The 22,010-nt window shown below is 53.3% G+C and carries 17 protein-coding genes and 2 tRNA genes; 9 read left to right on the top strand and 10 right to left on the bottom strand.

The window, feature by feature from the left end; translation table 11 throughout:
• Positions 1 to 34 precede the first annotated feature (34 nt).
• The 4 genes from fhcD (at position 35) to Pla144_RS00760 (ending at position 5,312) form a co-directional block, all read left to right on the top strand.
• The gene (fhcD, locus tag Pla144_RS00775) at positions 35 to 940 is read left to right on the top strand and encodes a formylmethanofuran--tetrahydromethanopterin N-formyltransferase (protein WP_231936109.1); all 906 of its coding nucleotides are present in this window, start codon (positions 35 to 37) and stop codon (positions 938 to 940) included.
• A 126-nt stretch (positions 941 to 1,066) separates the two neighbouring features.
• A complete protein-coding gene (locus Pla144_RS00770; protein ID WP_231936202.1) occupies positions 1,067 to 2,221 on the top strand; it encodes an amidohydrolase family protein in 1,155 nt (384 codons plus the stop codon).
• A gap of 159 nt (positions 2,222 to 2,380) precedes the next feature.
• Positions 2,381 to 3,988 carry a 30S ribosomal protein S1 gene (locus Pla144_RS00765; protein WP_146447419.1) on the top strand — a complete coding sequence of 536 codons (1,608 nt, stop codon included), beginning with the start codon at positions 2,381 to 2,383 and terminating at the stop codon, positions 3,986 to 3,988.
• Positions 3,989 to 4,157: 169 nt separating this feature from the next.
• Complete coding sequence (locus tag Pla144_RS00760) at positions 4,158 to 5,312, top strand: DUF1570 domain-containing protein (RefSeq protein WP_197530293.1); 1,155 nt, start codon at positions 4,158 to 4,160, stop codon at positions 5,310 to 5,312.
• A 138-nt stretch (positions 5,313 to 5,450) separates the two neighbouring features.
• Here Pla144_RS00760 and Pla144_RS00755 read toward each other — a convergent pair whose 3' ends face one another.
• From Pla144_RS00755 to Pla144_RS00740, 4 genes are all read right to left on the bottom strand, one after another.
• The gene (locus Pla144_RS00755; protein ID WP_146447417.1) at positions 5,451 to 7,259 is read right to left on the bottom strand and encodes a sodium:solute symporter; all 1,809 of its coding nucleotides are present in this window, start codon (positions 7,257 to 7,259) and stop codon (positions 5,451 to 5,453) included.
• A gap of 69 nt (positions 7,260 to 7,328) precedes the next feature.
• Positions 7,329 to 8,819: an L-arabinose isomerase gene (araA, locus tag Pla144_RS00750; protein WP_146447416.1), complete on the bottom strand. Its 1,491-nt coding sequence runs from the start codon at positions 8,817 to 8,819 to the stop codon at positions 7,329 to 7,331.
• Between the two features lie 192 nt (positions 8,820 to 9,011).
• Positions 9,012 to 9,743: an L-ribulose-5-phosphate 4-epimerase AraD gene (gene araD / locus Pla144_RS00745; RefSeq protein ID WP_261342305.1), complete on the bottom strand. Its 732-nt coding sequence runs from the start codon at positions 9,741 to 9,743 to the stop codon at positions 9,012 to 9,014.
• Positions 9,703 to 11,403 (bottom strand): ribulokinase, encoded by a 1,701-nt coding sequence (locus Pla144_RS00740; protein ID WP_146447414.1) that lies wholly within the window; start codon positions 11,401 to 11,403, stop codon positions 9,703 to 9,705. Before Pla144_RS00740 ends, araD begins: the two co-directional genes overlap by 41 nt.
• Positions 11,404 to 11,759: 356 nt before the next feature.
• On the opposite strand from Pla144_RS00740, the gene Pla144_RS00735 reads away from it, so the two are divergent.
• Positions 11,760 to 11,832: transfer RNA gene (locus Pla144_RS00735), tRNA-Lys, on the top strand.
• A gap of 495 nt (positions 11,833 to 12,327) precedes the next feature.
• On the opposite strand, the gene Pla144_RS00730 is transcribed toward Pla144_RS00735, so the two are convergent.
• Positions 12,328 to 12,723, bottom strand: coding sequence for a hypothetical protein (locus Pla144_RS00730; RefSeq protein WP_146447413.1), 396 nt, complete (start codon positions 12,721 to 12,723; stop codon positions 12,328 to 12,330).
• Between the two features lie 613 nt (positions 12,724 to 13,336).
• Here Pla144_RS00730 and Pla144_RS00725 point away from each other — a divergent pair.
• A tRNA-Gly gene (locus tag Pla144_RS00725) sits at positions 13,337 to 13,407 on the top strand.
• Between the two features lie 42 nt (positions 13,408 to 13,449).
• Here Pla144_RS00725 and Pla144_RS00720 read toward each other — a convergent pair.
• Both Pla144_RS00720 and Pla144_RS00715 read right to left on the bottom strand, forming a co-directional pair.
• Positions 13,450 to 14,634 (bottom strand): LolA family protein, encoded by a 1,185-nt coding sequence (locus tag Pla144_RS00720; RefSeq protein WP_146447412.1) that lies wholly within the window; start codon positions 14,632 to 14,634, stop codon positions 13,450 to 13,452.
• Positions 14,621 to 15,118, bottom strand: a complete 498-nt coding sequence (locus Pla144_RS00715) for an RNA polymerase sigma factor (protein WP_197530292.1) — start codon at positions 15,116 to 15,118, stop codon at positions 14,621 to 14,623. The genes Pla144_RS00720 and Pla144_RS00715 overlap by 14 nt, the downstream gene beginning before the upstream one ends.
• A gap of 271 nt (positions 15,119 to 15,389) precedes the next feature.
• On the opposite strand from Pla144_RS00715, the gene Pla144_RS00710 reads away from it, so the two are divergent.
• The gene (locus Pla144_RS00710) at positions 15,390 to 15,710 is read left to right on the top strand and encodes a hypothetical protein (protein WP_146447410.1); all 321 of its coding nucleotides are present in this window, start codon (positions 15,390 to 15,392) and stop codon (positions 15,708 to 15,710) included.
• An 87-nt stretch (positions 15,711 to 15,797) separates the two neighbouring features.
• Here Pla144_RS00710 and Pla144_RS00705 read toward each other — a convergent pair whose 3' ends face one another.
• Together Pla144_RS00705 and Pla144_RS00700 are read right to left on the bottom strand one after the other, a co-directional pair.
• Positions 15,798 to 16,667: a ThuA domain-containing protein gene (locus tag Pla144_RS00705; RefSeq protein ID WP_146447409.1), complete on the bottom strand. Its 870-nt coding sequence runs from the start codon at positions 16,665 to 16,667 to the stop codon at positions 15,798 to 15,800.
• Positions 16,668 to 16,732: 65 nt separating this feature from the next.
• On the bottom strand, positions 16,733 to 18,943 hold the full coding sequence (locus Pla144_RS00700; RefSeq protein ID WP_146447408.1) for a HEAT repeat domain-containing protein: 2,211 nt from the start codon (positions 18,941 to 18,943) through the stop codon (positions 16,733 to 16,735).
• 261 nt (positions 18,944 to 19,204) lie between these two features.
• Between Pla144_RS00700 and Pla144_RS00695 the strand changes: the two genes are divergently transcribed.
• Positions 19,205 to 20,398 (top strand): hypothetical protein, encoded by a 1,194-nt coding sequence (locus Pla144_RS00695; protein WP_146447407.1) that lies wholly within the window; start codon positions 19,205 to 19,207, stop codon positions 20,396 to 20,398.
• A gap of 7 nt (positions 20,399 to 20,405) precedes the next feature.
• Positions 20,406 to 20,732 (top strand): divalent-cation tolerance protein CutA, encoded by a 327-nt coding sequence (cutA, locus tag Pla144_RS00690; RefSeq protein ID WP_146447406.1) that lies wholly within the window; start codon positions 20,406 to 20,408, stop codon positions 20,730 to 20,732.
• A 31-nt stretch (positions 20,733 to 20,763) separates the two neighbouring features.
• Here the strand turns inward: cutA and Pla144_RS00685 are convergent, their stop codons facing one another.
• The gene (locus Pla144_RS00685) at positions 20,764 to 21,978 is read right to left on the bottom strand and encodes a polysaccharide biosynthesis/export family protein (protein ID WP_146447405.1); all 1,215 of its coding nucleotides are present in this window, start codon (positions 21,976 to 21,978) and stop codon (positions 20,764 to 20,766) included.
• Between the last annotated feature and the right edge of the window lie 32 nt (positions 21,979 to 22,010).

Below are 22,010 nucleotides of genomic sequence, written 5' to 3'. Positions count from 1 at the left end.
GCGGAACTCCCTTGTCCGCTCCCCAAAACGTGCGATGATGGGCCATATTATGCTCTTGGGACCCACGGAAATCGTCGACACATTTGCCGAAGCGTTTCGGATGCGCTACTTGCGGCTAATTATCACAACCGTCGATGAATATTGGCTTGATGCGGCGGTGCGAGAGGTGACGGGCTATGGCTCCTCGGTGATCGGTTGCGATGCTGAGATCGCCGTAGAGCAACTTCTCGATACCAACGAGACTCCCGATGGTCGGCCTGGGGCCTCTGTGCTGGCGTTTGGTTTCTCTGTGGACGCGTTGGCCAAGGCAATTCCCAATCGCGTAGGCCAATGCCTCATGACCTGTCCGACGACGGCCGTGTACAACGGGCTTCCCGAAGCGGAGGAGCAGATTCCGCTTGGCAAGTTCCTGCGATTTTTCGGCGATGGGTTTCAGAAGAGTAAAGTACTCGGTGAGAGACGCTACTGGCGAGTTCCCGTGATGGACGGCGAGTTCGTAGTCGAAGAGCAGGTTGGAGTTGCCAAGGGAGTTGCCGGGGGAAACATCATCCTCCAAGCGATAACGAGCGAAATTGCATTATCTGCAGCCCGGCGGGCGGTCGAAGCCCTCGCACCTCTTAAGGGGGTGATAACGCCGTTCCCAGGTGGCGTGGTCCGTAGTGGCAGCAAGGTTGGCTCGAAATACAAAGGTATGGTTGCCTCAACCAATGATGCCTTTTGTCCCACGTTGCGAGGGAGGGTAGAAACTAAATTATTCGAGGGAGCGAACTGCGGCTACGAAATCGTGATCGACGGCATCGACGAGCAAGCAGTGGCTCGCGCAATGACAGCTACGATCCATGCAGCAGCCGGGGAAGGGGTTCTCGCGATCTCCGCAGGCAACTACGGCGGCAAACTCGGCAAGTTTCATTTTCATCTGCTCGAACTGCTCAAAGATTAAATGATTTATCGAGAGAATAATAGCTCACACAGAGACACAGAGACACGGAGGAAGGAATACCATCGATTCCTCTGCGTCTCTGTGTCTCTGCGATATATATTTTTTCCGATATTTTTTTTGGCTTTGATGTTGGGACATGCTGTAGCTGAAGAACCTCTCGATGGCAAAGATGGCCGACAGCTCGCAGTCGATCAATTCCGGCCCAAGTCGCAACTGGTCGTGCCAGAACATCATCCCCAGCAAGCGAAATTTCCGGCGGTGGATGTCCATGTACATTGCCGCTACAAACTGCGCCAGACACCCGAGGCACTCGATGAGTTCGTGCGACTCATGGATAATCAGAACATTGCCGTTTGTGTGAGCCTCGATGGTGGACTTGGCGAGCAATTGGCAGACCACAAAAAATTCTTGTGGACCAAGTACCGCGAGCGGTTCGTAATTTTTGCGAATATTGATTGGCAGGGAACCGGTCAAAAAGAAACTCCCGCCACCTGGGATTGTCAGCGGCCGGATTTCGCCCGCCGGATGGCGAAGGCGCTTGCCGAGGCGAAAGAGCAGGGGGCCTCAGGTCTGAAGGTCTTCAAGATGCTGGGGCTCAACTATCGTAACCCAGATGGTTCGTTGATTGCGGTAGATGATCCACGTTGGGATGCCATCTGGGAGGCCTGTGGCAGGTTGGGACTGCCAGTGCTGATCCACACTGCCGACCCCGTGGCATTCTTCGAGCCGATCGATCGTTTCAACGAACGGTGGGAAGAATTGCAACGGCATCCTAATTGGAGTTTTGCGGGCGAGAAGTTTCCTTCCCATGCCGAACTGATGCAACAATTCCTGAATGTGGTGGAGCGGCATCCACAAACGAATTTTATCGGGGCACACATGGCCAATATTCCTGAGAATCTTGGCGAACTGGGGGAGTGGCTCGACAAGTATCCGAATCTGTATGTCGATCTCTCCGCCCGTTTGGCTGAGATCGGCCGGCAACCGGTCACGGCCCGGGATTTTTTCCTAAAATATCCTGATCGAATCCTCTTTGGCACAGACGGTCCACGCCCTGTGAGCAGGCTCAACCCGCACTGGCGACTGCTGGAAACGAGCGACGAATACTTTCCGTATGCTGAGGATCAGTACCCACCTCAGGGACTCTGGAACATTTATGGTCTCGATCTGCCAAATGAGGTTCTGCGGAAGGTATATGCTGAGAACGCGGCACGCCTTATTCCAGGCGTCCGTGAGCGACTTGAACGCTATGCGCCTGCTGCCAAGCTAGAAGAACCATAATGTCGTGTACCGGACTGCGCTATCCAAAGAACAACCGAGATTGCCCTTCTTGTGCATAATCGTCAAAAATAGTTGCAGAGCCGAGGAGTTGACTGTTAAACTTGCACCTTGCGCCAAGCGACTGATTTTGGCTCTGCTGAATTCCAGGATTTTGAGAACATGACCACGCATACCGATTCAACTGATTCCACGCGCTCTGTGTCGGAGGCGAACCTACCAACTTCCAATGGTGAGGATACGCCCCGGGAGAATGAGACTTCCAACGAATCCGCGCAGCACATCAAGGAGCAAGCGATCGGCGATTGTATCAGAGAGCCAAAGCCAACCGATATCGATACGGGTCCTGCCGTTGAGCCTCCCGCTGAGCAATCTCAATCGAGCGATCCTGAACATTCGCGTCCGAGTGAGCGAATTCAGATTGGTACGCAGCGTGGTGCGACAGGTGACGAGCCGCCGAAGGCGAAGTCGATGAACCCTGGTTCGGCCACCGAAGCGACTCCTAGGAAAAGCAACTACCCACCGCCAAATATTCGTGATGCGTTGACCCCCGAACTGGAAGCCGAACTCAACGCCGCCTTAGGAGGAGAGTCGCTCGAATCCCTGATTGAAGGAAGTGCCAGCGCAGAGACTGGTGCCGAGTTGCCAGCCGAGACAAAACTCACGGGCACTGTCACGAGCATCCATCGCGATGACATCTTTGTTGACTTGGGAAGCAACAATCAGGGACTGCTCCCACTGAAGCAGTTTGAGAAGACCACACCCCCCGAGGTTGGTACGCAGGTCGAGGTTTTAGTCTCGCGTTTCAACTCCGAGCAAGGTTTGTATGAAGTGTCGCTTCCCACCGCCGCGGTCGACGTCGGCAATTGGGATGAAGTGGCCGAAGGCCAAGTCGTCGATGTCTCTATCACAGGTGCGAACAAGGGGGGACTCGAATGTACGCTCGCCGGTATTCGAGGCTTTATTCCGATGGGCCAAATCTCGATCTATCGAATCGAGAACGCTGAGGAATTTGTCGGCCAGAAACTTACATGTGTCATTACCGAGGCCAACCGCAATCGTCGCAATCTGGTGCTGAGCCACCGCGCTCTGATGGAACGCGAACGGAAAGAGCAGAAAGAAAAACTACTGGCAGAGATTTCCCCCGGCGATCTTCGCGAAGGAGTCGTCCGCAGCTTGCAAGATTTTGGCGCATTCGTCGATTTGGGAGGAGTCGATGGACTCATTCACGTGAGTCAACTGAGTTGGGACCGGGTGAACCATCCAAAGGATGTGCTTACGGTTGGCCAACAGGTTAAAGTCCGCGTCGAGAAGATCAACGCCGAAAGCGGCAAGATTTCGTTGGGCTATCGGGAATTGGGGGACAACCCTTGGGACAGTGCTGAGCAAAAGTTTACCGTTGGTGCACGTGTCAAGGGGAACGTGACCAAGCTGATGCAATTCGGGGCGTTTGTCCGACTCGATGCTGGAGTGGAAGGACTTATTCATATCTCCGAGATGGGTCACGGCCGCGTGCAACGCTCAAGTGATGTGGTGAGCGAGGGACAGGAAGTCGAAGTGAAGGTCGTGTCTTTCGACCGCGAAGCCCAACGGATTGGCTTGTCCCTCAAGGCGCTCCTGCCGTCGCCGGAAAAGGCACCGCAAGAACCACGAGAAAGCGACCACCCCGCCGCAGAATCGCTCAAACGTCGGGAAAAAGAAACGGATAAAAATCTCAAAGGGGGAATTGGTGGCCCCAGTGGCGGCGAACAATTTGGTCTCCGCTGGTAAGAGCCGTGAGGCAATGCCTCGCCTGGTCCGTCAAATAACGCAACTCTTCCCCCAATCCGGGGTTACAATAGAGAAGTCACACCCTTGGCCGCAGGGCCACGCCCTCCGGCTAGGCAAAGGAAATTCTTTCTACGACTTATCTACCTCATTCCCGATGATTGAGATATTCATGCAGCTCTCACGCCCAATCACTTCTGCAGCCATTTTGCTCGGTCTTGTTTTCGGACAACATCTCACACTGGCCGTCGAGACGGTGCAGCTCAATCAACAAGAGGGTTCCCAAAAGCTGGTGGGGCAGGTGGTTGTGGAGGATTCTCAGGGGAGTCTCCTTTTAGAAACCGATGAAGGTGCTTTTCATACGATCATGTCTAACATGATTCGCAGTCGTCAAAGCGACTCGCAGCCCCTTGAGCGTCTCGACAAGGATGGACTCACTGAGCGGTTGCTCGCAGAAATGGGTCCCGGTTTTCAAGTTTACCAATCTAAACATTATGTCGTCGTTTACAACACGACTCTCAAGTACGCCCAATGGTGCAGTTCGCTGTTGGAGCGACTCCAGAGAGGGTTCCTGGCCTATTGGAAAAAGCAGGGTTGCGATGTCAAGGAACCAGAACATCCACTGGCAGTCGTTGTACTAGGCGACAAGGCTTCTTACGTTCGCTATGCCAAGGAAGAACTGGGGGCAGCAGCCGGTTCGGCAATTGGTTTCTACAGCCTCAAGACAAATCGCATCACAATGTACGACCTCACGGGCATGCAGGCTTTGCGACGTGAAAACACCAAGCGAGGTTCGTCACACGACATTTCGGCAATGCTGTCCGAGCCCGAGGCAGCGCCGTTGGTGGCGACCATCGTTCACGAAGCGACACACCAGATTGCCTTCAACTGCGGAATGCAAAAACGGTTTGGATCCAATCCGGTCTGGCTGGGGGAGGGGTTAGCCATGTTTCACGAGACCCCTGATTTAGGAAGCAATCGCAGTTGGAGCGGCATCGGCAAGGTGAACTACGATCGCTGGGATCGTTATCGGAACAATGCTAATGCCGACCGAGTAGCCCCGCTACGTGCCCTGATCGTGAATGACGATCGCTTCCGCAATCCCCGCACGGCTGTCGATGCGTATGCCGAGGCATGGGCCTGGAACTATTTCCTGATCACCTGGCACACCGACGAATATGTGGCCTATCTCAAAACACTGGCCGCTAAGCCGGTGCTCACCATCGACGACAAACAGACCCGACTGGCGGACTTTGCAAAACACTTTGGCACCGACTTCGCTGCCCTCGAGGACGAGTTTTACCGCCGCATGTCGCGGATTGATTGAGGGATAGAGGTTAGTGGTTAGAGGCTAGGTGGCCATTCATGAATTGAGACGACGGGACGTCCCAAATTGGCTTGATCGTCGCTGGGGCAACATCTACCTCCCTGGCAACCAATTCGACATCGATGAATTCTCGTCTTGCTATCCGCGGAAGTAGGTATAGGCCACGAGTATGGCAATTAGTAGTCCAATTGACATTGCCATGTCGATTGAATGCCAGCTGTTGCGAGTCTGTTCTCTCTGTTCATCTGTGATCGTGCCAAAAGTCAAGCCGCCAATCTTGTTATAATCCGGCTCGCTCGTCAAATAGCTGACCACGACCATGACGAGTGAACTAACCAGGAAGATCAACAGACTGAAATACTGAAAGTAGATCTTGTTGACAATCCAAAGAAACGACCCCTCGGTATAAGCAAATTCTGGATTAAACTTGATAGGTGTATCTACTCCCAGTCGAAACATGCCCATTGCAAAACCAATCAGCAAAGCCGCAAGGCATCCCTTGGCGTTAAGTCGTTTCCAAAATATGCCCAAGAAGAACACCACGAAAATCGGTGGTGCAAGGTAACCTTGTACCGATTGCAAGTAGTCGTACAGGCCTCGAGAGCCTTTGATCACTGGGATCCAAGCCAAACCAATCAGCACCATCACCCCGGTGGCGTTTCTGCCAATCTTTACCAATTGCGATTCTGAAGCTCCGGGACGATACTTGCTGTAGAGGTCCATCGTAAAGAGAGTCGAACAGGCGTTGAACACGCCAGCCAAAGAACTCATCAAAGCAGACAGCAAACCGGCCACGACGATGCCTCGCACTCCGGTAGGCAAGACATTCTTGACCATCATAGGAAAGGCTTTGCCGCTCTCTGCAATCTTGGGCTTGCCCCCGTCAGAGTCCATGAGCATCTCGCTAAAATCCATAGACGCTAGAACTTGATTATTTTCAAGCGCAACAGCGTCATTCGATTTTACGATAAGTCCCCAGCAGATCATGCCAGGCACGATGAAAATGAAAACCGGCAAGAGCTTCAAACATCCGGCAAAGATACTGCCGCGACGCGCCTCTGTTTCATTAGGAGCACCGAGCGCACGTTGCACGATATATTGGTCGGTACACCAGTACCAGAGACCTATGATCGGAGCACAAAACAGCATTCCAAGCCAAGGGTAGTGGCCGGCGAAATCAAAGTACCACGCCTTTTTTACGATTTCACCACTCTCATTAAATACTTCCACTGGAGCCCAAGTGCTCTCAATTCCCTCGGGTACGAGTGGCTTCCAAAGATTGAATCTGTCGCTGCCGATCGTATCACGCAGTTCGTTCCAGCCGCCGATCGCTTCGAGGCCGTAGTAAGTTACCATTGCCGATCCAACGATCAATATCACAGTTTGAACGGCTTCGGTGTACGCGACGGCACGAAATCCGCCAATCGTTGTGTAAATTCCGGTGATTAACAGCACCAAAATCGAGCCGATCCAAAAGCTGTCGAGTCCTGCAAATTTCATTTCAGGCAGCAAGACTGAAAACACGATGCCACCAGCAAAGATTCCGACGGCGATCTTTGTCACGACATAGGCAACGAGGGAGATGATTGACAATACATATCGTGATGCTGGCGAATAGCGTCGTTCCAAGAACTCCGGCATCGTAAAGACCCCGGAGCGGGTATAAAACGGCACCATTATCCACCCCAAAACCAAGAGACACCAAGCATGAAGTTCATAGTGAGCCATCGCCACGCCATCCGATGCACCCGAACCGGCAAGGCCTACCAAGTGTTCTGAGCCGATATTTGATGCGAAGATCGATGCCCCCACGATGAACCACCCAAGACTGTGGCCTGCTAGAAAATAATCCGCCGATGTATCCTTGTTCTTCAAAACGACCCACCAGGTAATACCTAGCAGCAACAAGAAATAACAGGCGATAACGACCCAATCTAACAGTTCCATAGTTCTCGCTTTCCGATTGAACGGTCTTTGAATTAACCCAAAGTCGCGTGACGAATCATCAGTAACATACTAGGAATAGGCTCCAGATGCATCATTGCATCGAATCGAATTCTTGAAATCTCGAATTCGGGTCTCCGCATCGATTACGAGCAGTTCGACACCGTTCATTTCGGCGAAATCTTCAAAATGCTGGGTGGTGAGCGCTTGGCTGAAGGTAGGGTGGTGCGAACCACCGGCCAGAATCCACGCGGCAGCGGCAACATTCAAATCCGGCAGCGGCTTCCACAAAGCTCGTGCTACCGGCAGTTTTTCTAGCTTCTGTAGGGGGGTAATCACTTCCACCTCGTTTATGACCATGCGAAAACGATTCCCCATATCCACCAGGGTCGCATTCACCGCAGGTCCCGGAGGGGTATCGAACACCAATCGCACGGGATCCTCTTTGCCGCCGATCCCGAGGGGGTGAATCTCGCAGGAGGGTTTTCCCTGGGCAATCGAGGGGCAAATCTCCAGCATGTGGGATCCCAGGCAGGTCGCATCGTCTCCCGTAAGATGGTAGGTATAGTCCTCCATAAACGAGGTGCCACCCTTGAGTCCCGCGGCCATCACCTTGGCGGCGCGAGTCATGGCGGCGGCCTTCCAATCCCCTTCGGCTCCGAATCCGTAGCCGTCGTTCATTAACCGCTGCACCGGCAACCCAGGAAGTTGCTTGAGGCCGTGTAGGTTTTCAAAGGTATCAGTGAAACCCACGAAATCGCCTTCCGTGAGGAACGCCCGCAGGCCTAGTTCAATCCGAGCCGCATCACGAAGTGATTCGCGGCGTTCGCCACGCAGTTCGGCTGACATCTCGTAGGTCTCGTCGTATTCACGGCACAGCTGATCAACATAACTTTCGGCAACTTCGTCGACATGCTTGACCACGTCCCCCACTCCATAGCCGTTGACGGAGTAGCCGAGTTGCAATTGGGCAGCAACCTTGTCTCCGTCGGTGACGGCGACTTCACGCATGTTGTCTCCGATCCGAGCAAACTTGGCTGAATGGGCGTCGGCACGGGCTGCCGCGACCCGGGTCCAGATACCAATTTCACGCTGTACCCGCTCTTCCTGCCAATGCCCCACAACCACTTTGCGGGCCAGCCGCATCCGGCTGCAAATAAATCCGAACTCACGTCCCCCGTGGGCAGACTGGTTCGTATTCATGAAATCCATGTCGATCGTCGACCAAGGGATCTCACGATTGAACTGGGTATGGAGATGCAGAAAGGGCTTGCGGAGTACACTGAGCCCCGCAATCCACATCTTCGCTGGGGAGAAGGTGTGCATCCAGGTTATCAGACCAATGCAGTTCGGTTCGCTATTGGCTGCCTGGCAGATTTCTAGAATTGCATCCGGAGTCGTGAGCACCGGCTTGCAGACCACTCGAACTGGCACCTCGGACGATTCCGCCAAGAATTGGGCGACCTGTTGGGCATGCTCATACACCTCGCGGAGGGTATCTGCGCCATAGAGGTGCTGGCTGCCGGTGACGAACCACACTTCATATTTCTTGAGATCGATCATTTATGTTCCTGGCAAGTTATATCTTCGTGTGTCAAGCGAGCATTCGAATTGAAATTAGAGCATCCGGAAAGAGAACGCAGATGAAAAAAGATTCGGCGGATTTGCACGGATAGAAATCGATGATGAATCTGCGATAATCCGACTAATCCGCGTTTGTCCGCGTACCATTTCTTGCTCTTCATTCATATCCATTTATTTTTCGGGTGTCTGGCCGTAGTAGGCGTCAGGCCCATGCTTGCGTAAGAAATGTTTGTCTAAGACGTACGATTCCAAAGGGATGGGCTCGGCTACGAGTTGTCTGACTCCCAGGGCCATTTCGGCGACAGCTTCGAGTGCGACCGCATTCTCTACCGACTTGGCGACCGTGGGCCCCCACGCAAACGGGGCGTGTCCCGCCACCAATACCGCCGGCATTGCGACCGGGGCCAACTCTGCGAACCGCTCGACGATCACCTGTCCCGTATTGACTTCATAGGCCTCAGTGACTTCTTCCTCGCTGAGCGGTCGCGTGACGGGAATCGCACCATAAAAATGGTCGGCATGGGTCGTGCCGAGACAAGGAATCTCTAACCGCGCCTGAGCAAACACGGTCGCAAAGCGGCTATGAGTATGCGTAATGCCGCCGATGGTTTTGAAGTTGCTATACAACAACACATGGGTCGGCGTATCACTCGAGGGTCGCAATTGGCCTTCGACAACATTGCCGTCGAGATCGACGACCACCATGTGTCTAGGTTGCATATCATCGTAAGCAACTCCGCTGGCCTTGATGACCACATGCTGGCGATCCTCACTGATGCCACTGGCGTTTCCCCAAGTGAGCGTCACGAGACCATGTTTTACTAAATCGAGATTGGCCTGGCAGACTTGTTCTTTGAGATCTTCAAGCATCAGCTGCACCTCGTGCTCGTTGGCGAATTTCAAGCAGGTCCTTCATCACGTGGAACAGCGAACCGGAGTAGTCTGCGGTGCCAAAAGCATCGTGCAAAGTACTGTAGATCTTAAAGAGTTTCTGATACACGGCCACATTCTCGGCGATTGGTTGGTAGACGGTCTCTTTCACACCGGTCATTTTTGCTTGAGCCGCCTCGACACTCGGGTAGGCTCCCGCCGCAACTGCCCCGAAAATCGCCGCACCCAATGCACAGGTCTGAGCAGACCGGCTAATCTTCATCGGCCGATTACAGACGTCGGCGTAGATCTGCATCACCATGGGGTTCTTTTCGGCGATGCCACCGCAATTGATGACATCCTCGACTTGGACTCCGTATTCCTCCATGCGGTTGATAATCGTCAGCGCTCCAAAGGCGGTCGCTTCGACCAACGCGCGATAAACCTCTGCAGCAGTCGAATGCAAGGTTTGACCGACTAAGACACCAGTTAGCAGCGGATCAACCAGAATCGTACGGTTACCGTTATTCCAATCGAGTGCCACCAATCCCGACTCACCCGGCTTAAGCTGAGCCGCTTCCTCGGTGAGCTTGAAATGGGCTTCAGCTTCCGTACCGTACTTGGCTGGGGTCAGTTGCTTGACAAACCAATTAAATATATCGCCCACGGCCGACTGGCCTGCTTCCAGGCCGTACATGCCGGGCATGATCGACTCGGGTACAATGCCACAAAGTCCTGGAACGTCCGGCAGCTTTTCGGTCATGGGGGCAGGCATGCAATCGCAGGTGCTGGTCCCCATGATTTTTACGAGTGTTCCTTTACCGCAACCGGCGCCGACGGCACCCATGTGGGCATCAAACGCGCCGACTGCCACGGGGATTCCCGGTTTCAAGCCCACCTTCTCGGCAACCTCTGCTGTGAGCTTCCCCGCCTGATGATTGGATGCCACCGCGGGAGTAGAGTACCGAAACCGCGATAGGCCTGGTTCAAGTGAATCAAGAAACTCAACACTCGGCAGCCCTCCCCAATCGGTGTGATACATTGCCTTGTGACCTGCGGAGCAAATACCTCGCTCCAATGAATCGGGATTGGTATTACCTGTGACAAACGCGGGCACGAAATCGGCAAGTTCTACCCAGGAGTAAGTAGCCTTGGCCACTTCCGGTGCGGTGCGTAGGCAGTGGAGTATTTTGGACCAATACCATTCCGAAGAATACGTCCCGCCACACTTGGCCAGATAGGGAAGTCCCCCTTCAGATGCAGCGCGGGTGATCTCCTGTGCCTCAGCATGAGACGTATGATCTTTCCAGAGCCAGGCATGAGCCGCCAGTGTGTCCTTGAAATCGGGGAGCGTCCCCAGGGCTACTCCCTCCTTGTTGACAGGAATCGGCGTGGAACCTGTCGTATCAACGCCGATGCCGACGACCCGCTCGGGTGTGAATCCCTCGGTCTTTGCAGCGTCGCGAACGGCACTGGCCACCGAATGATAAAAACCCTCGATGTAGTCCGCCGGGTTCTGCCGGGCGAGGTTGGGGTCTTTGGAGTCCAGCAAGATCCCCGCTTCACCGCTGGGATAGTCAAACACCGCGGTCGCGATCTCTGCTCCGGTACTGATATCCACCACTAATGCCCGCACACTGTTCGTGCCGTAGTCGACGCCAATGGAAAACTGTTTGTCTGATGAATTGGCCATGGGTATTGCTACTATGATTCTGCAGGAAAAGTGATCTTGAAGCGAATAGGGGCTTCATGAATATCGATCTATGGGACTATTACTAGTTTTTGTCTTACCGCCATTTTTTCATGCCAACGGTGCTGATGCATATTTTTTCATTCTAAAGCTAACCGAAACCGGTGATCTAGTCACTCAACAGCCTCCCAGGGTGCAACTTTTGACTAGGCATTTGCGATGCGACGGTATACTGAGCGGTGCCACGGCGTGAGCGGAATCAAGAAGACCGGCAATGCCCAGGGATAACAAAATCCCCCGAGAAATCGAGGGGTAGATGCGGGTCCATGCCATCCAGTACAATGCCGTGCTTGCCATCGGCTCCCCTAGCTCAATTGGCAGAGCAACTGACTCTTAATCAGTAGGTTGTTGGTTCGATTCCAACGGGGAGCACTTTTTCTTAAGACTTATCCAGCAAGCCTTTCCCGCGCCGCTACCTACTCGGCCCTAGCTATTCAAAAACAGTAGCAGAGAGAGGAGAGTGTGGAATCGTCGATAAGCTTTAGAAGCCTGAGTGCTGTTTCGTTTCATCACGGAGTTGTTGATCTTACCAAACCTCAGTCCGACACCGTCTCATGAATTGCTTTACAAAGAAGCAGTCCGAGCCGCGATGAGCTTCCTGTGGGCTGTCGGCGAATACACACCATATCGAGAAGTGGGCTCCTTTCTCCTGGGGTGGTGTGGCTGCTAGGCATGGGATGATGAACCTGCCCTCCGCATTGACCCGGTCGAAGAGTAGCTTGCCTGCCCGTGGTGCTGCTTTCGAGGCGATATCTTTGACTTCATCGAGCGGTACGACTCCTTTCAGCATTCTACTGAGCAAATGGCCATTGAGTTTGCTTTCTCGGCAGGTTGCACCCTAGAGCAGTAGCGATGCCTGGGAGGCTTTTAATCCTTTTCCTTTCGCTTCCACCAGTCCGCGTCGTCGCTCTGAACGATTTCCCGGAGTTGCTTCAGATCCCGGTGCATGCCCACAAGTTCTTCGTGCCACAACCGCATCATTTCGGTGACTCGCTTACGGGCTTCATCGCGTGCCACGTCTGAAAGCGGCTTGAGGCTGCGGCCCTTATCCTGGCTCGCCACGAAAAGGTTCAAGTATTCTTGCGTGGCGACACCCTGCAGGGACTTGAGCATTCGCTTGCTAATACCCGTTTCGATAAATTCCCGTCGCTCCTCCAAAAGCCGCTCAACATGCTCTGCGACCACGCGCTCGACCACCGCTTCGACGAACTCGGGTCGGTCTTTGACATAAGCCAATACAAACTTCTCTAAACCTGTATGCATTTCGTTCCTTTCAAGATGAAAACCTTTCACCGCAACGGTCTCAGAGTGCGGTAGCCACTTCATTATACCCCTGCTTGACCTTGGAAGCCTGGCCGCTCTACCCTCTTGGGACGAGGGCCTAACATCACCCTCCTTTCTCTCACCCCATCGCCACCGGCTGGAAGCCAATGGCCATGGGGCTTTTTTCGCTCCCCCAATTTGCTTAGTCCTCCTTTTGTGATAGCGTCCGCTGTTTAATCAATCACGGAAGTAAACTTTCTAGAGAACGACACAAGAAAACGACAAGAAAATCACCCGAAAAAACTGAAAGCGACATGCCAGTCCACTTAGCGCGACACAAAGCAATTACTGCCAGCATCTGCCACCGCCAGACGCAGACTGGTCACGCCTAATTCGAGTACACGCTTTCCAGAAGTTGAAAGAGCAAGAACGGCGAGCGTGAATGGCACTCCCAGCAGCTCAGGAGCGGATGTACCAACAGATTCAGGTACCTGACGCCATGCCCGCCGCGTCGGTCGGCACAGCTTGGTGGCTCGACTAGGCACTTTTTCGAGCGGGTTGAGGAAGCCTCCGTTGCGAATTGCCAACGCCACGATAAAATGAAGTTTGACGCGCGGGTGTAGTTCAATGGTAGAATGAAAGCTTCCCAAGCTTTAGGCGGGGGTTCGATTCCCCTCACCCGCTTTTGGATTTCTCTTAAAAGCCGAATGGCTTGGCCTACTGCGGCTATGGCAATTGGTTCTGATTTACCTTTTCTACTCGCAAGTCACCGTAGATGGCCCAGTAGTTACCGCTCTTCTGATCTAAGTACCAGAAGATCATGACTTCAGGATCCCCAATCGTGGCTTCCGGGAAGTATTGCCAGTCTCGTCCCGGTTGACCTCGACCGACCGCATGGACGCCTGCACCGTAGAATGCTAGTTTCATCATCTCGGTGATGGGAGGATTCTGGCTCTTGGTGGCTTGTAGATGCTTCGAAAGCTTGGGACCTGCTTCTGCAAGCACGGGGGGTAGTTCGCCGTTCATGTACTTCGTATATATCCGGAGAAAACCAGCAACCTGATGCGCGCGAGTCGTCTCTAAGGGAGCGGATTCAGATTCTTCAACGGCGTATCCCACCGGTGGCACCACTCTAAAAATTTCTTCTTCTAGTTGAATGTCCAATTGAATGTCGGTCAGGACTTGTGTCGAAAGTTTACCGGCTTCAGACTTCTCCAGTACTTCGATTTTGAGAGGCTCAGCAGTTCGATCATTAGCCCAGATCTTCGTTCGCTTGTTTTTTTCCTCAATGGCGACGATTATTGCCTTCTCACCATTCATCTTTGTATAGCCAAGCAGTTTAGTTGCCTGATCAGTCAGTGCCTGCATGTCCTTGATCATTTGAATTGCTGGGTCCCGAGTTTTTCGTTGCTTGTTGTCGGACTGCTGAACTGGAATCAACTGGGCGGTCTTGCGAGTTTCGTCCACAAGCAAGAGATTGCCAATTGCTTGATCAAAGACCATATAGCTGCTTTGCTCTTTGATGGTATCGTAATCAATTCGGACTTTTCCTGGCGCCATGCAGTAGACTCTGCCTTTGCTTAGAATTTTTCCATTGCTCCCCTGTCGAGTGACGAGCGTAAAGGCCATAGTTTTTGCCGAGCGAAGTTTCTCCAGCACCTGTGCAAAGGCTGGCGAACCGCTTGTAAGAGGCAAGGCTAATACCAAGATCGCCAGCAATGCGGACACAAGACTTAGCACAGCAGCCACTTTAGATCGCAAGAGTACTTGGATAATCTCAGTTCCTCTATCATCTCGGTAACTCGCAGGAAAAAACAAATTCTCGATTCTTCTCAGCGTTTCCGGCTCACCGAACTCCAAGGACGGCTTGCGCAAGCGTAGTGATCTCATACGTTTTTCAAACTGGTCCATGAATAACCTCCAAGCTCCGGCGAAGCTTTTCCATTCCACGTCGATACCAGCTCGCAATGGTACCTATCGGTGCGCCGCGAATCGTGGCGATTTCTTGGAATGAAAGCTCCCCATAAAGATGTTGTACGATAGTTTCCTGCTCGTCCGTGTTCAGGTGTTTCATCAATTCGACGATGCTCTGTTGAAAATCCGCCTCTTCGGCAGCATGCGCCGGATTCGGTCGCACATCAAAAATCATTTCTGGATACGCTACAGGCTCCGCTGCAAGGCGCCGCATTTGATCTAACGAAGCGTTGCGTACCGACTTAAACACATAGGCTTTCAAGTTCTGCGGCTCGGTCTCACTCGATATGACACGGCAAAATGCTTCATGGATGGCGTCTTCGGCGCGCGCAGGCGAACCTGTGATCACCAACGCACAGGTAAACAACTGCTGTCGACACTTGCTATAAAGATCTTCCAGCTCACCATTGCGATCTTGCACAGCGATTCAGCTCCTTTTTGTTGATCATGGCTCTATTACCTAGACGCGTTCGACCTCAGGTTTTATGCGTCTGTTCGACGAAATCCCGAAAAAAAACGCTTACGGGTCAATAATGAAGTATTTTCGCCTCATTCCTCCTGTTTTTTGCTTTTCCCCCAGACCCCCAGTTGCGAACTGAAATCCTGCACCTAGAATTATAGGTAGTTTCAGGTATCCAGTTCTGGCTCGGTGCCTGCGTTTGCCCGATTGTTCCAGAGGGGAGATTTCAGTCATGTTGCGTTTCCATTCCATACTTGCAGTGGCTCTGTTGGCCGCTGGCTCGCTGGCGGTTTCCAGCGAGAATGCCCAAGCGGGTAATCCATGTTGTTGCCCACCGGCACCCATTCAGACCACTTTGTGTGTCAATCCACCTTGCAGTTGCTGCTCGACGACGGTTTGCGTTTGCGTGCCAGGTTGCTGCACCGAGGCTCCGACCGTCTGCTGGAGAAGCGGACTCTTGGGTCGTCAGATCGGCACCTACTGCTGGCCCTGCTGTGGTCACGAGGTTAAGGTCGTGGTCACACGTCGCGGCGACGTCAAAGTCCGCGGCTAAGAGAAATAGCCTTAAAAGCATGAAACGAAAAACGCCCCGGGACAGCGCTCCCGGGGTTTCTTTATGCGCACTCCACTAACGCACCGTTCACTCCACAGCTTCCGTCTTTTCCGCTGTCGGGAATTTCTCTGGCACGGCAAGAGTAACCTCTCCCGTCGCCGCCCACTCTGTGCCGCGTAGCAAGGTTGCCTGAAAGCCGACGCAATTCATAGAGTAGTCGGCATGACCCAGCACTGTATGAAACACGCGGCCATCCCCATAGGTGATTGTCATCAGCATGGGCTCGTCACGCCCCGTCCCGCCATACTTGGGATCGGCATACGCCGTGGCGAGAACCTCTAGATTGTTCGCCGGTCCACGAAGTTGTTCGTAGAGCTCATCCTGCGTGTGCAGCCAAACTGTTGGAATCCCTTTCATGATGGGATGTTCTTTCTGCAAAGTTTTTACTTGAAACTCATGCTGTTTGCCATGGTTACCCCCTCGACCTGCAGATACGTCGCGCTTCAATTCGCCAGCCATCAAGTAGACATAGGGCCCTGATTTTTCATTTCGTCCACCCCAACCTCCTAACCCAACGATTTCGTTGTACTCGGGCCAATCTGGGAACGCGTTGTCAGCAGCATGGACGGAGACGAAGCCCCCTCCACCATAGACATAGGCTTGAAACGCCTGCTCGGTCGCCTCCGACCAGGGTTCGCCATTGTAATTGCTGACTACCACGTCGTAGTCGGAAAACTTTGGTTGAAAGCTACTCATGTCGTGCCCCGCTGGGGGAGACGTTGCCACATCCACTTCAAAGCGACCGCTGTCTGCGTAGATTTTTTTGAGAATGGGAGTCGTCACTTCCCATTGGTGATTGTTCTGTCCATCAACTATTAACAACCGCAGTTTCTCAATACCCATGACGCTACCCAGGTTGGTCAAAAAAACTAGCAGTAGTATAGTCAATAGTCGCATTAGTAATTCTTCCTGTTAAACGGAACATGTCGGCCGGAACTCGCTCGAAGAATTCCAGCTTACGATCATTCCTCTGACTTTTCTTTCTCCGCAGCTCGAGTTTGCTGGATGCGTTGCATGATACTTCCAGCCGCTGGGTCCTCAGGTCGCAGTTCGTGCATCTTTTCTAGGGCTTCGTAGGCACACTTCCAAGACCCTTGGCTTTCGCACAGCAGAGCCAAGGCGAGCCAGTAATCATAGGAATCGGGTCTCAACTCACAAGCTGATTCAAAAGCCTCGCGGGCTTCCTGTTTACGATCCAGCAGATATAACAGCATTCCCCGACGGTAATGAATAGGTGCATTTCTTGGCAAGAGTTTGGAATCTCGAGTGAGATTCTCGACCTCCTCTTCACGGAGTCGTTGCACCTCGGCAGGGTCTCCTCCGGCACGCTGGAGCAATTCCGCCAACTGGTCACGCGGGCCAGTAAGATATGGTTCCAAGCGAATGGCCGTGGCGAGTTCTTCCCTGGCCGTTAATTCCTCGCCCAAAGCAAAGTTAAGACCCGCCAGGTTCAAGTGCGATGCTGCCCGATCGAGAACCAAATCCTGTCCCGCGCGATACTCCACGATCGCTTTGTCGAGAGCGGCCTTGTATTTCGGATTCAGCAACTGGGCGGCGGCCCCGACTAGGCGCCGGGCAGCAACAAATCGCACCAAGCGGATCGGATCATTCAACTGGCCAGCTACCTCCAGGACAAAAGTTGTCAGTGATGCATCGGACAAGGCCTCCGTCGCTGCCGCTCGGACCAAGGGGCTCTCATCGTCCAGATGTTCCCGGCAGAGTGTGTCCGATTCTTGCGTACCGTACTGGCCGAGCAGTTGAACGGCCGTAGCGCGAATGATATCAGGTCGCGGTGGTTTATCACGCAGCAAGTCTCGAATGAGATCGACCCCCTCGGGCCTGCCTAGTTGCGCCGCTAATAAAGTAGGACCATAATGCGGATCGTCAGGTCGCTTGTCACCATACCAGTAGCGAATCGCCTGTGCCGCCCAGGCGTTGGTTTCCTCAGGACGCGTATGACACTGGGTACACGCATTGGGTGTTCCCAGCTCGTCACTTAAATCGGGTCGAGGGATCCGCAGACTATGATCATGGCGGTCGTCGACTACCATGTAGGTATTCGTGGGCATATGGCACGTGACGCACTGGGTCGCTGCCGTGTCGGTATGGTGGTGATGGTTGGGGGTGTCGTACTTTCCCGGTTGATGGCATTGGGCACAAAGTCGATTCCCCTCATACTTCAGCTTGAGAGTGTGGGGATTGTGGCAATCCGTGCAGCGGACCCCCTTGGAGTACATCTTGCTTTGCAGAAACGAACCATAGACATAAACTTCATCCAGGATCTGTCCGTCGGGGTAATAGAGTCCTGGCTCAATTAGCGAAGGGTCATAGTGATCGAGGAATGTTTCGCCATCATGCAGATTGACGTGCAATGGCGAACGCCGCGAATGGCAGGGAGCGCAAGTTTCCACCTGAGCTGATGCAGTGGCCCCTTTGAGGTCCTCTAGTCCATAACCATGATGGCGATCCCAAAACAGGGAATGACCCTCGGCCATTTCAACGTGCATACTTCCCGGTCCATGGCACGTTTCGCAACCCACATCGATATCTGTGTAGGTGGTGTGGTACGTGTTTGTGGCCAGATCAAATTTTTTCTCTAGATTCGTCGAATGGCATTCCGCACACATGGTATTCCAGTTTTGCGCCATCCCGGTCCAATGTAACGGATCGCCCGGCAGGATACGTTCGTGCGGAACGTCTGGCGGGGTGACCATGAACCACTCGTTCTTGCGCGTATCCCAAGAGATGGTGAGCACTTGTAACCGCCCGTCGGGGAATTCGACCATGTACTGCTGAAGCGGGCTCACTCCGAAGGTGTACTTGATTTCAAAGTCATGCATCTCGCCGTCATGGCCCTCGGTGTTTACCATGTACTTGCCATCTCGGCGGAAAAATCGCGTTGTGATGCCGTGGCGAGTAAACTCGGAATCGTTAAAATCGCCGAGCACCGATTCCTCGCTGGCGACTTCCATCGCTCGATCGTGGTCCGAGCCTTGCCAGCTTCGCTGTTGATCCTGATGGCAGCGGATGCAGGAAGCCTGCCCGACATACATAGGCCTCGCCTTCATTGGGTAAGCGACGTACCAATCCGCAGCGACCCACAGAGCCATTCCAGCCAATGAACAGCCGAGAACCAATCCAGAAATCTGCCTGGCTGAAAGAAGAAAGATCATAGAACTGTCAAGAAATCTGAGTGAGGCATCAGCAAAGCAGAATACTTCATTGTACCCCAAGCCGACAAAAATCAATCCCTGCTAGAACTTCGAGCCGGGGCTATTAATTATTGATAGTGTGGTAGGATTTGGCCACGGATTTTCACGGATTAAGCATAGATTGACTTCCGAGCCTAAGGTTTTCCTAGTTTCATCTGAGCTCGTCCGTGGCTAATTAGATCGATTGCTTTGTTTTCCACTTAGTCCGCAATTCGAACAGCTATGCGACAAGAAATTCATTTCCGGCATCAACCTTATCGATCGACGCTCCCTGTGGCGCCTTACCAACTTGTGCCAGAGCCCGAGGAGGTCGACCCTTCGTCGGCAGACTATACCGAGCGACTGGCTGCGTCTTGCGCAGCTCTGACAAATGTGAATCTGGCCGCGACGTATTTAGTTCATGGCACATTCATTGGAAATGACGTGCTGGGGCTGCTAACCGAATTGCGACGCTGTTCACCCTGGCTCAGTGAACGCGTGCGACAGGCCACCAGAGGGATGGTCAACTGCGTGGCTGGTGAGACCGGCAATTACACTTCTCAATTTGCTGCAACGTTCCAGCAGGGAATTGCCGTGGGCGCTGGCCGCGAGAGCCCCGTGCGGCTGTTTCAATGGTCTGGCCAGAATAACCATATTGCTCGTGCAGATGGTGCCGTGGGTCTGATCTGCAATTTGGCCAGCCTTGCGGAAAGCTTGTCGGATGCGACATTAATTTCACCTAATCAAGCCCGAGTGATGCTCTGGGGACACAGCCACGGCGGCAATGTGTTGGCCCTATTAACGAGTCTGCTTGCCGCCGACCGTGAGGCTCGCCAGAAATTCTTCGAAGCGGCGCGCATATTCTTTACTCCGTGGTGGGGCAAGTCGACGGACATGCCTACTTGGGTTCACGCTGAGCAGGTGCTTGAAGACGCGGATCATCCGCTCAGAAACTTAGCCCTCGATATCGCTACCTTTGGCACACCGATTCGCTATGGTTGGCACGGTGCCGGCTACAACAATCTCTTGCATTTTGTTAACCATCGTCCAAAGGCCGAGGTCCCTGCGCACAAGACACGGCACCCCCTGCACTTGCCGCGATTCTTGAAGGCTACCGACGGCGACTACATCCATCAACTAGGAATCGCAGGGACCAACCTGATGCCAAACCCCTTGGCAGTGCGAACTCTACTGGCCGACTTGCGACTCAAGAAAGTTTTGGAGCACGACCTGCAACCCGAGTGGCGACTCCAGCGGTGGTCACGCGGACATCGTATTCCTGATGAGGGCACAACGCTTTTGGTCGATTACCACGATTCTCATTGGTACACGCCCTACCATCTGGCCGGCCATGGAACCTACACCCGCAGTAAGTGGCTCCCATTCCACGTCACTGAGATCGCTCGTCAGTTCTATTCGGCCAAGGCTGTGGTATGATGCGGGCATGACTCCGTTCATTCAAATCGACACGACAACTTCCTCCCAGGAAGAAGCCCTGCAGATTGCGCGCGAGCTAGTAAATCGTCGCTTGGTCGCATGTGCCCATATTATCGGTCCCGTGAATAGCATTTACCACTGGAAGGACCAAGTAGAAGAGGGCACAGAATGGCACTGCCTGTTCAAAACGCGCAGTTCACTCTTCAGCAACGTCGCAGCCGCAATCCAAGAGCTGCACTCTTATGAGTGCCCAAAAATCATTGCTCTGCCAATCGTCGAGGCAAGCCAAGATTACCTCACCTGGTTGGATAGCGAATTGAAGGAAGCCGAATAAGCTAGCCCTCAATTCTCTGGCCTTTACTTCCTCACTGAACGTCGAGCTCTCGAAAGTTATTGAAACCAAACTGCCCGAACGCGAATTGGGGGAACAGACTATAGAGTCCTCGTGTGAAGTACTGATTGATCACGTCATCTGTCGCTTGAATGCAGGTCTTTGGCAACACGATGATATCACTATCGTTGAGCCAAATCTCATCGGCAGGACCTGGACGGCGAGCGTACAAGGCTCCCTTGATATCGAGCATCGTGGCCATCAGTCGCCAATCATCCCCTCGGCGGAAAACTACGACTTGCCGCAGGTTCGCGCCGGTATTCCAGCCTCCTGCCATAGCAATTGCACCCATCAGAGTTGTGGGACCTTTTAACTCAAACTGCCCCGGGCGGGGGACTTCTCCCAACACGTAACAGTAACGGGGAGCCCTTTGCTGTAAGACTGGTGTTACATCCACACCGGGAATTGCTGCGTCGTAGCGGGCATCAATTTCATTCCTCAACTCCTCGAGCGTGAGACCTTGAGCATAAATCACACCGAGACCCGGCATATAGAGTTTTCCGGCAGGAGTCACTGTCAATGTGAGTCGCAAGCCACCAGCGCCAAAGCGTGCGTCGACCGATTCGATCAAGTCATTTAGCCGCGTATTCACTTCAATGGGCGTCACGGTAATTGCAGGCACCTTATAGTATTTCTGGTAGCGCTGCTCCAGATATTGTCTCAGACCATCTACGGTCATCCGCGCCGCCCGCACTTGCCCTAGCAATGGAAGACTGATCGTGCCATCAGGTTGAATTACCAGTTCTCTGGAAATACGATCTCCGGAACTCCCCCCTTCTGCGTCGGCCGTGCCACCGCCGCTATCGGCAGTCAAGGATTCCACGCGAATCCGGTCACCTACTTCGAGTTCATACGGATTAGAAGTCTCTTCGCGAGTGAGACGAAACACGAATGCAATCTGATCGTCAACGCGAATACGATATTCGGGTACATGGGGTGTGCGAGCATGTCCCACGTACTCTCCTTGGGCATATGCTTGCCAATTAATGTAGCCACGTGCCTTCCAATCCACTTCGCCACAGCCACAACCGGCGGTGCTATCGACTCCCCAAATGGGAAAAGGTGCTGCCGGATCAACGCACTGGGCATTGCATGGAGAGACCTGAGCGTGGCACATCGGGTCCAGCCCGATCGCGACGGCAATTGTCGTCAGCAAAATGAAGGCATTGAAGGGTGAGTAAGCTTTCATGGCGGAAATTTCGGGTAGAATTCCTAGCTTGG

It is taken from the genome of Bythopirellula polymerisocia (assembly GCF_007860015.1).
Classification (GTDB): Bacteria; Planctomycetota; Planctomycetia; order Pirellulales; family Lacipirellulaceae; genus Bythopirellula; species Bythopirellula polymerisocia.
Note: the sequence above shows the minus strand (reverse complement) of the source record. Positions and strands in the feature narration are given on the sequence as shown.

Excerpts from the sequence above, each read along its gene's own strand:
- araA (WP_146447416.1), bottom strand. The coding sequence starts at position 8,819 with ATGATCGATCTCAAGAAATATGAAGTGTGGTTCGTCACCGGCAGCCAG.
- Pla144_RS00695 (WP_146447407.1), top strand. The coding sequence starts at position 19,205 with ATGCGACAAGAAATTCATTTCCGGCATCAACCTTATCGATCGACGCTC.
- Pla144_RS00740 (WP_146447414.1), bottom strand. The coding sequence starts at position 11,403 with ATGGCCAATTCATCAGACAAACAGTTTTCCATTGGCGTCGACTACGGC.
- Pla144_RS00760 (WP_197530293.1), top strand. The coding sequence starts at position 4,158 with ATGCAGCTCTCACGCCCAATCACTTCTGCAGCCATTTTGCTCGGTCTT.
- cutA (WP_146447406.1), top strand. The coding sequence starts at position 20,406 with ATGACTCCGTTCATTCAAATCGACACGACAACTTCCTCCCAGGAAGAA.
- Pla144_RS00685 (WP_146447405.1), bottom strand. The coding sequence starts at position 21,978 with ATGAAAGCTTACTCACCCTTCAATGCCTTCATTTTGCTGACGACAATT.
- Pla144_RS00700 (WP_146447408.1), bottom strand. The coding sequence starts at position 18,943 with ATGATCTTTCTTCTTTCAGCCAGGCAGATTTCTGGATTGGTTCTCGGC.
- Pla144_RS00705 (WP_146447409.1), bottom strand. The coding sequence starts at position 16,667 with ATGCGACTATTGACTATACTACTGCTAGTTTTTTTGACCAACCTGGGT.
- Pla144_RS00720 (WP_146447412.1), bottom strand. The coding sequence starts at position 14,634 with ATGGACCAGTTTGAAAAACGTATGAGATCACTACGCTTGCGCAAGCCG.
- Pla144_RS00710 (WP_146447410.1), top strand. The coding sequence starts at position 15,390 with ATGTTGCGTTTCCATTCCATACTTGCAGTGGCTCTGTTGGCCGCTGGC.
- fhcD (WP_231936109.1), top strand. The coding sequence starts at position 35 with ATGATGGGCCATATTATGCTCTTGGGACCCACGGAAATCGTCGACACA.
- Pla144_RS00770 (WP_231936202.1), top strand. The coding sequence starts at position 1,067 with ATGTTGGGACATGCTGTAGCTGAAGAACCTCTCGATGGCAAAGATGGC.
- Pla144_RS00765 (WP_146447419.1), top strand. The coding sequence starts at position 2,381 with ATGACCACGCATACCGATTCAACTGATTCCACGCGCTCTGTGTCGGAG.
- Pla144_RS00755 (WP_146447417.1), bottom strand. The coding sequence starts at position 7,259 with ATGGAACTGTTAGATTGGGTCGTTATCGCCTGTTATTTCTTGTTGCTG.
- Pla144_RS00730 (WP_146447413.1), bottom strand. The coding sequence starts at position 12,723 with ATGCATACAGGTTTAGAGAAGTTTGTATTGGCTTATGTCAAAGACCGA.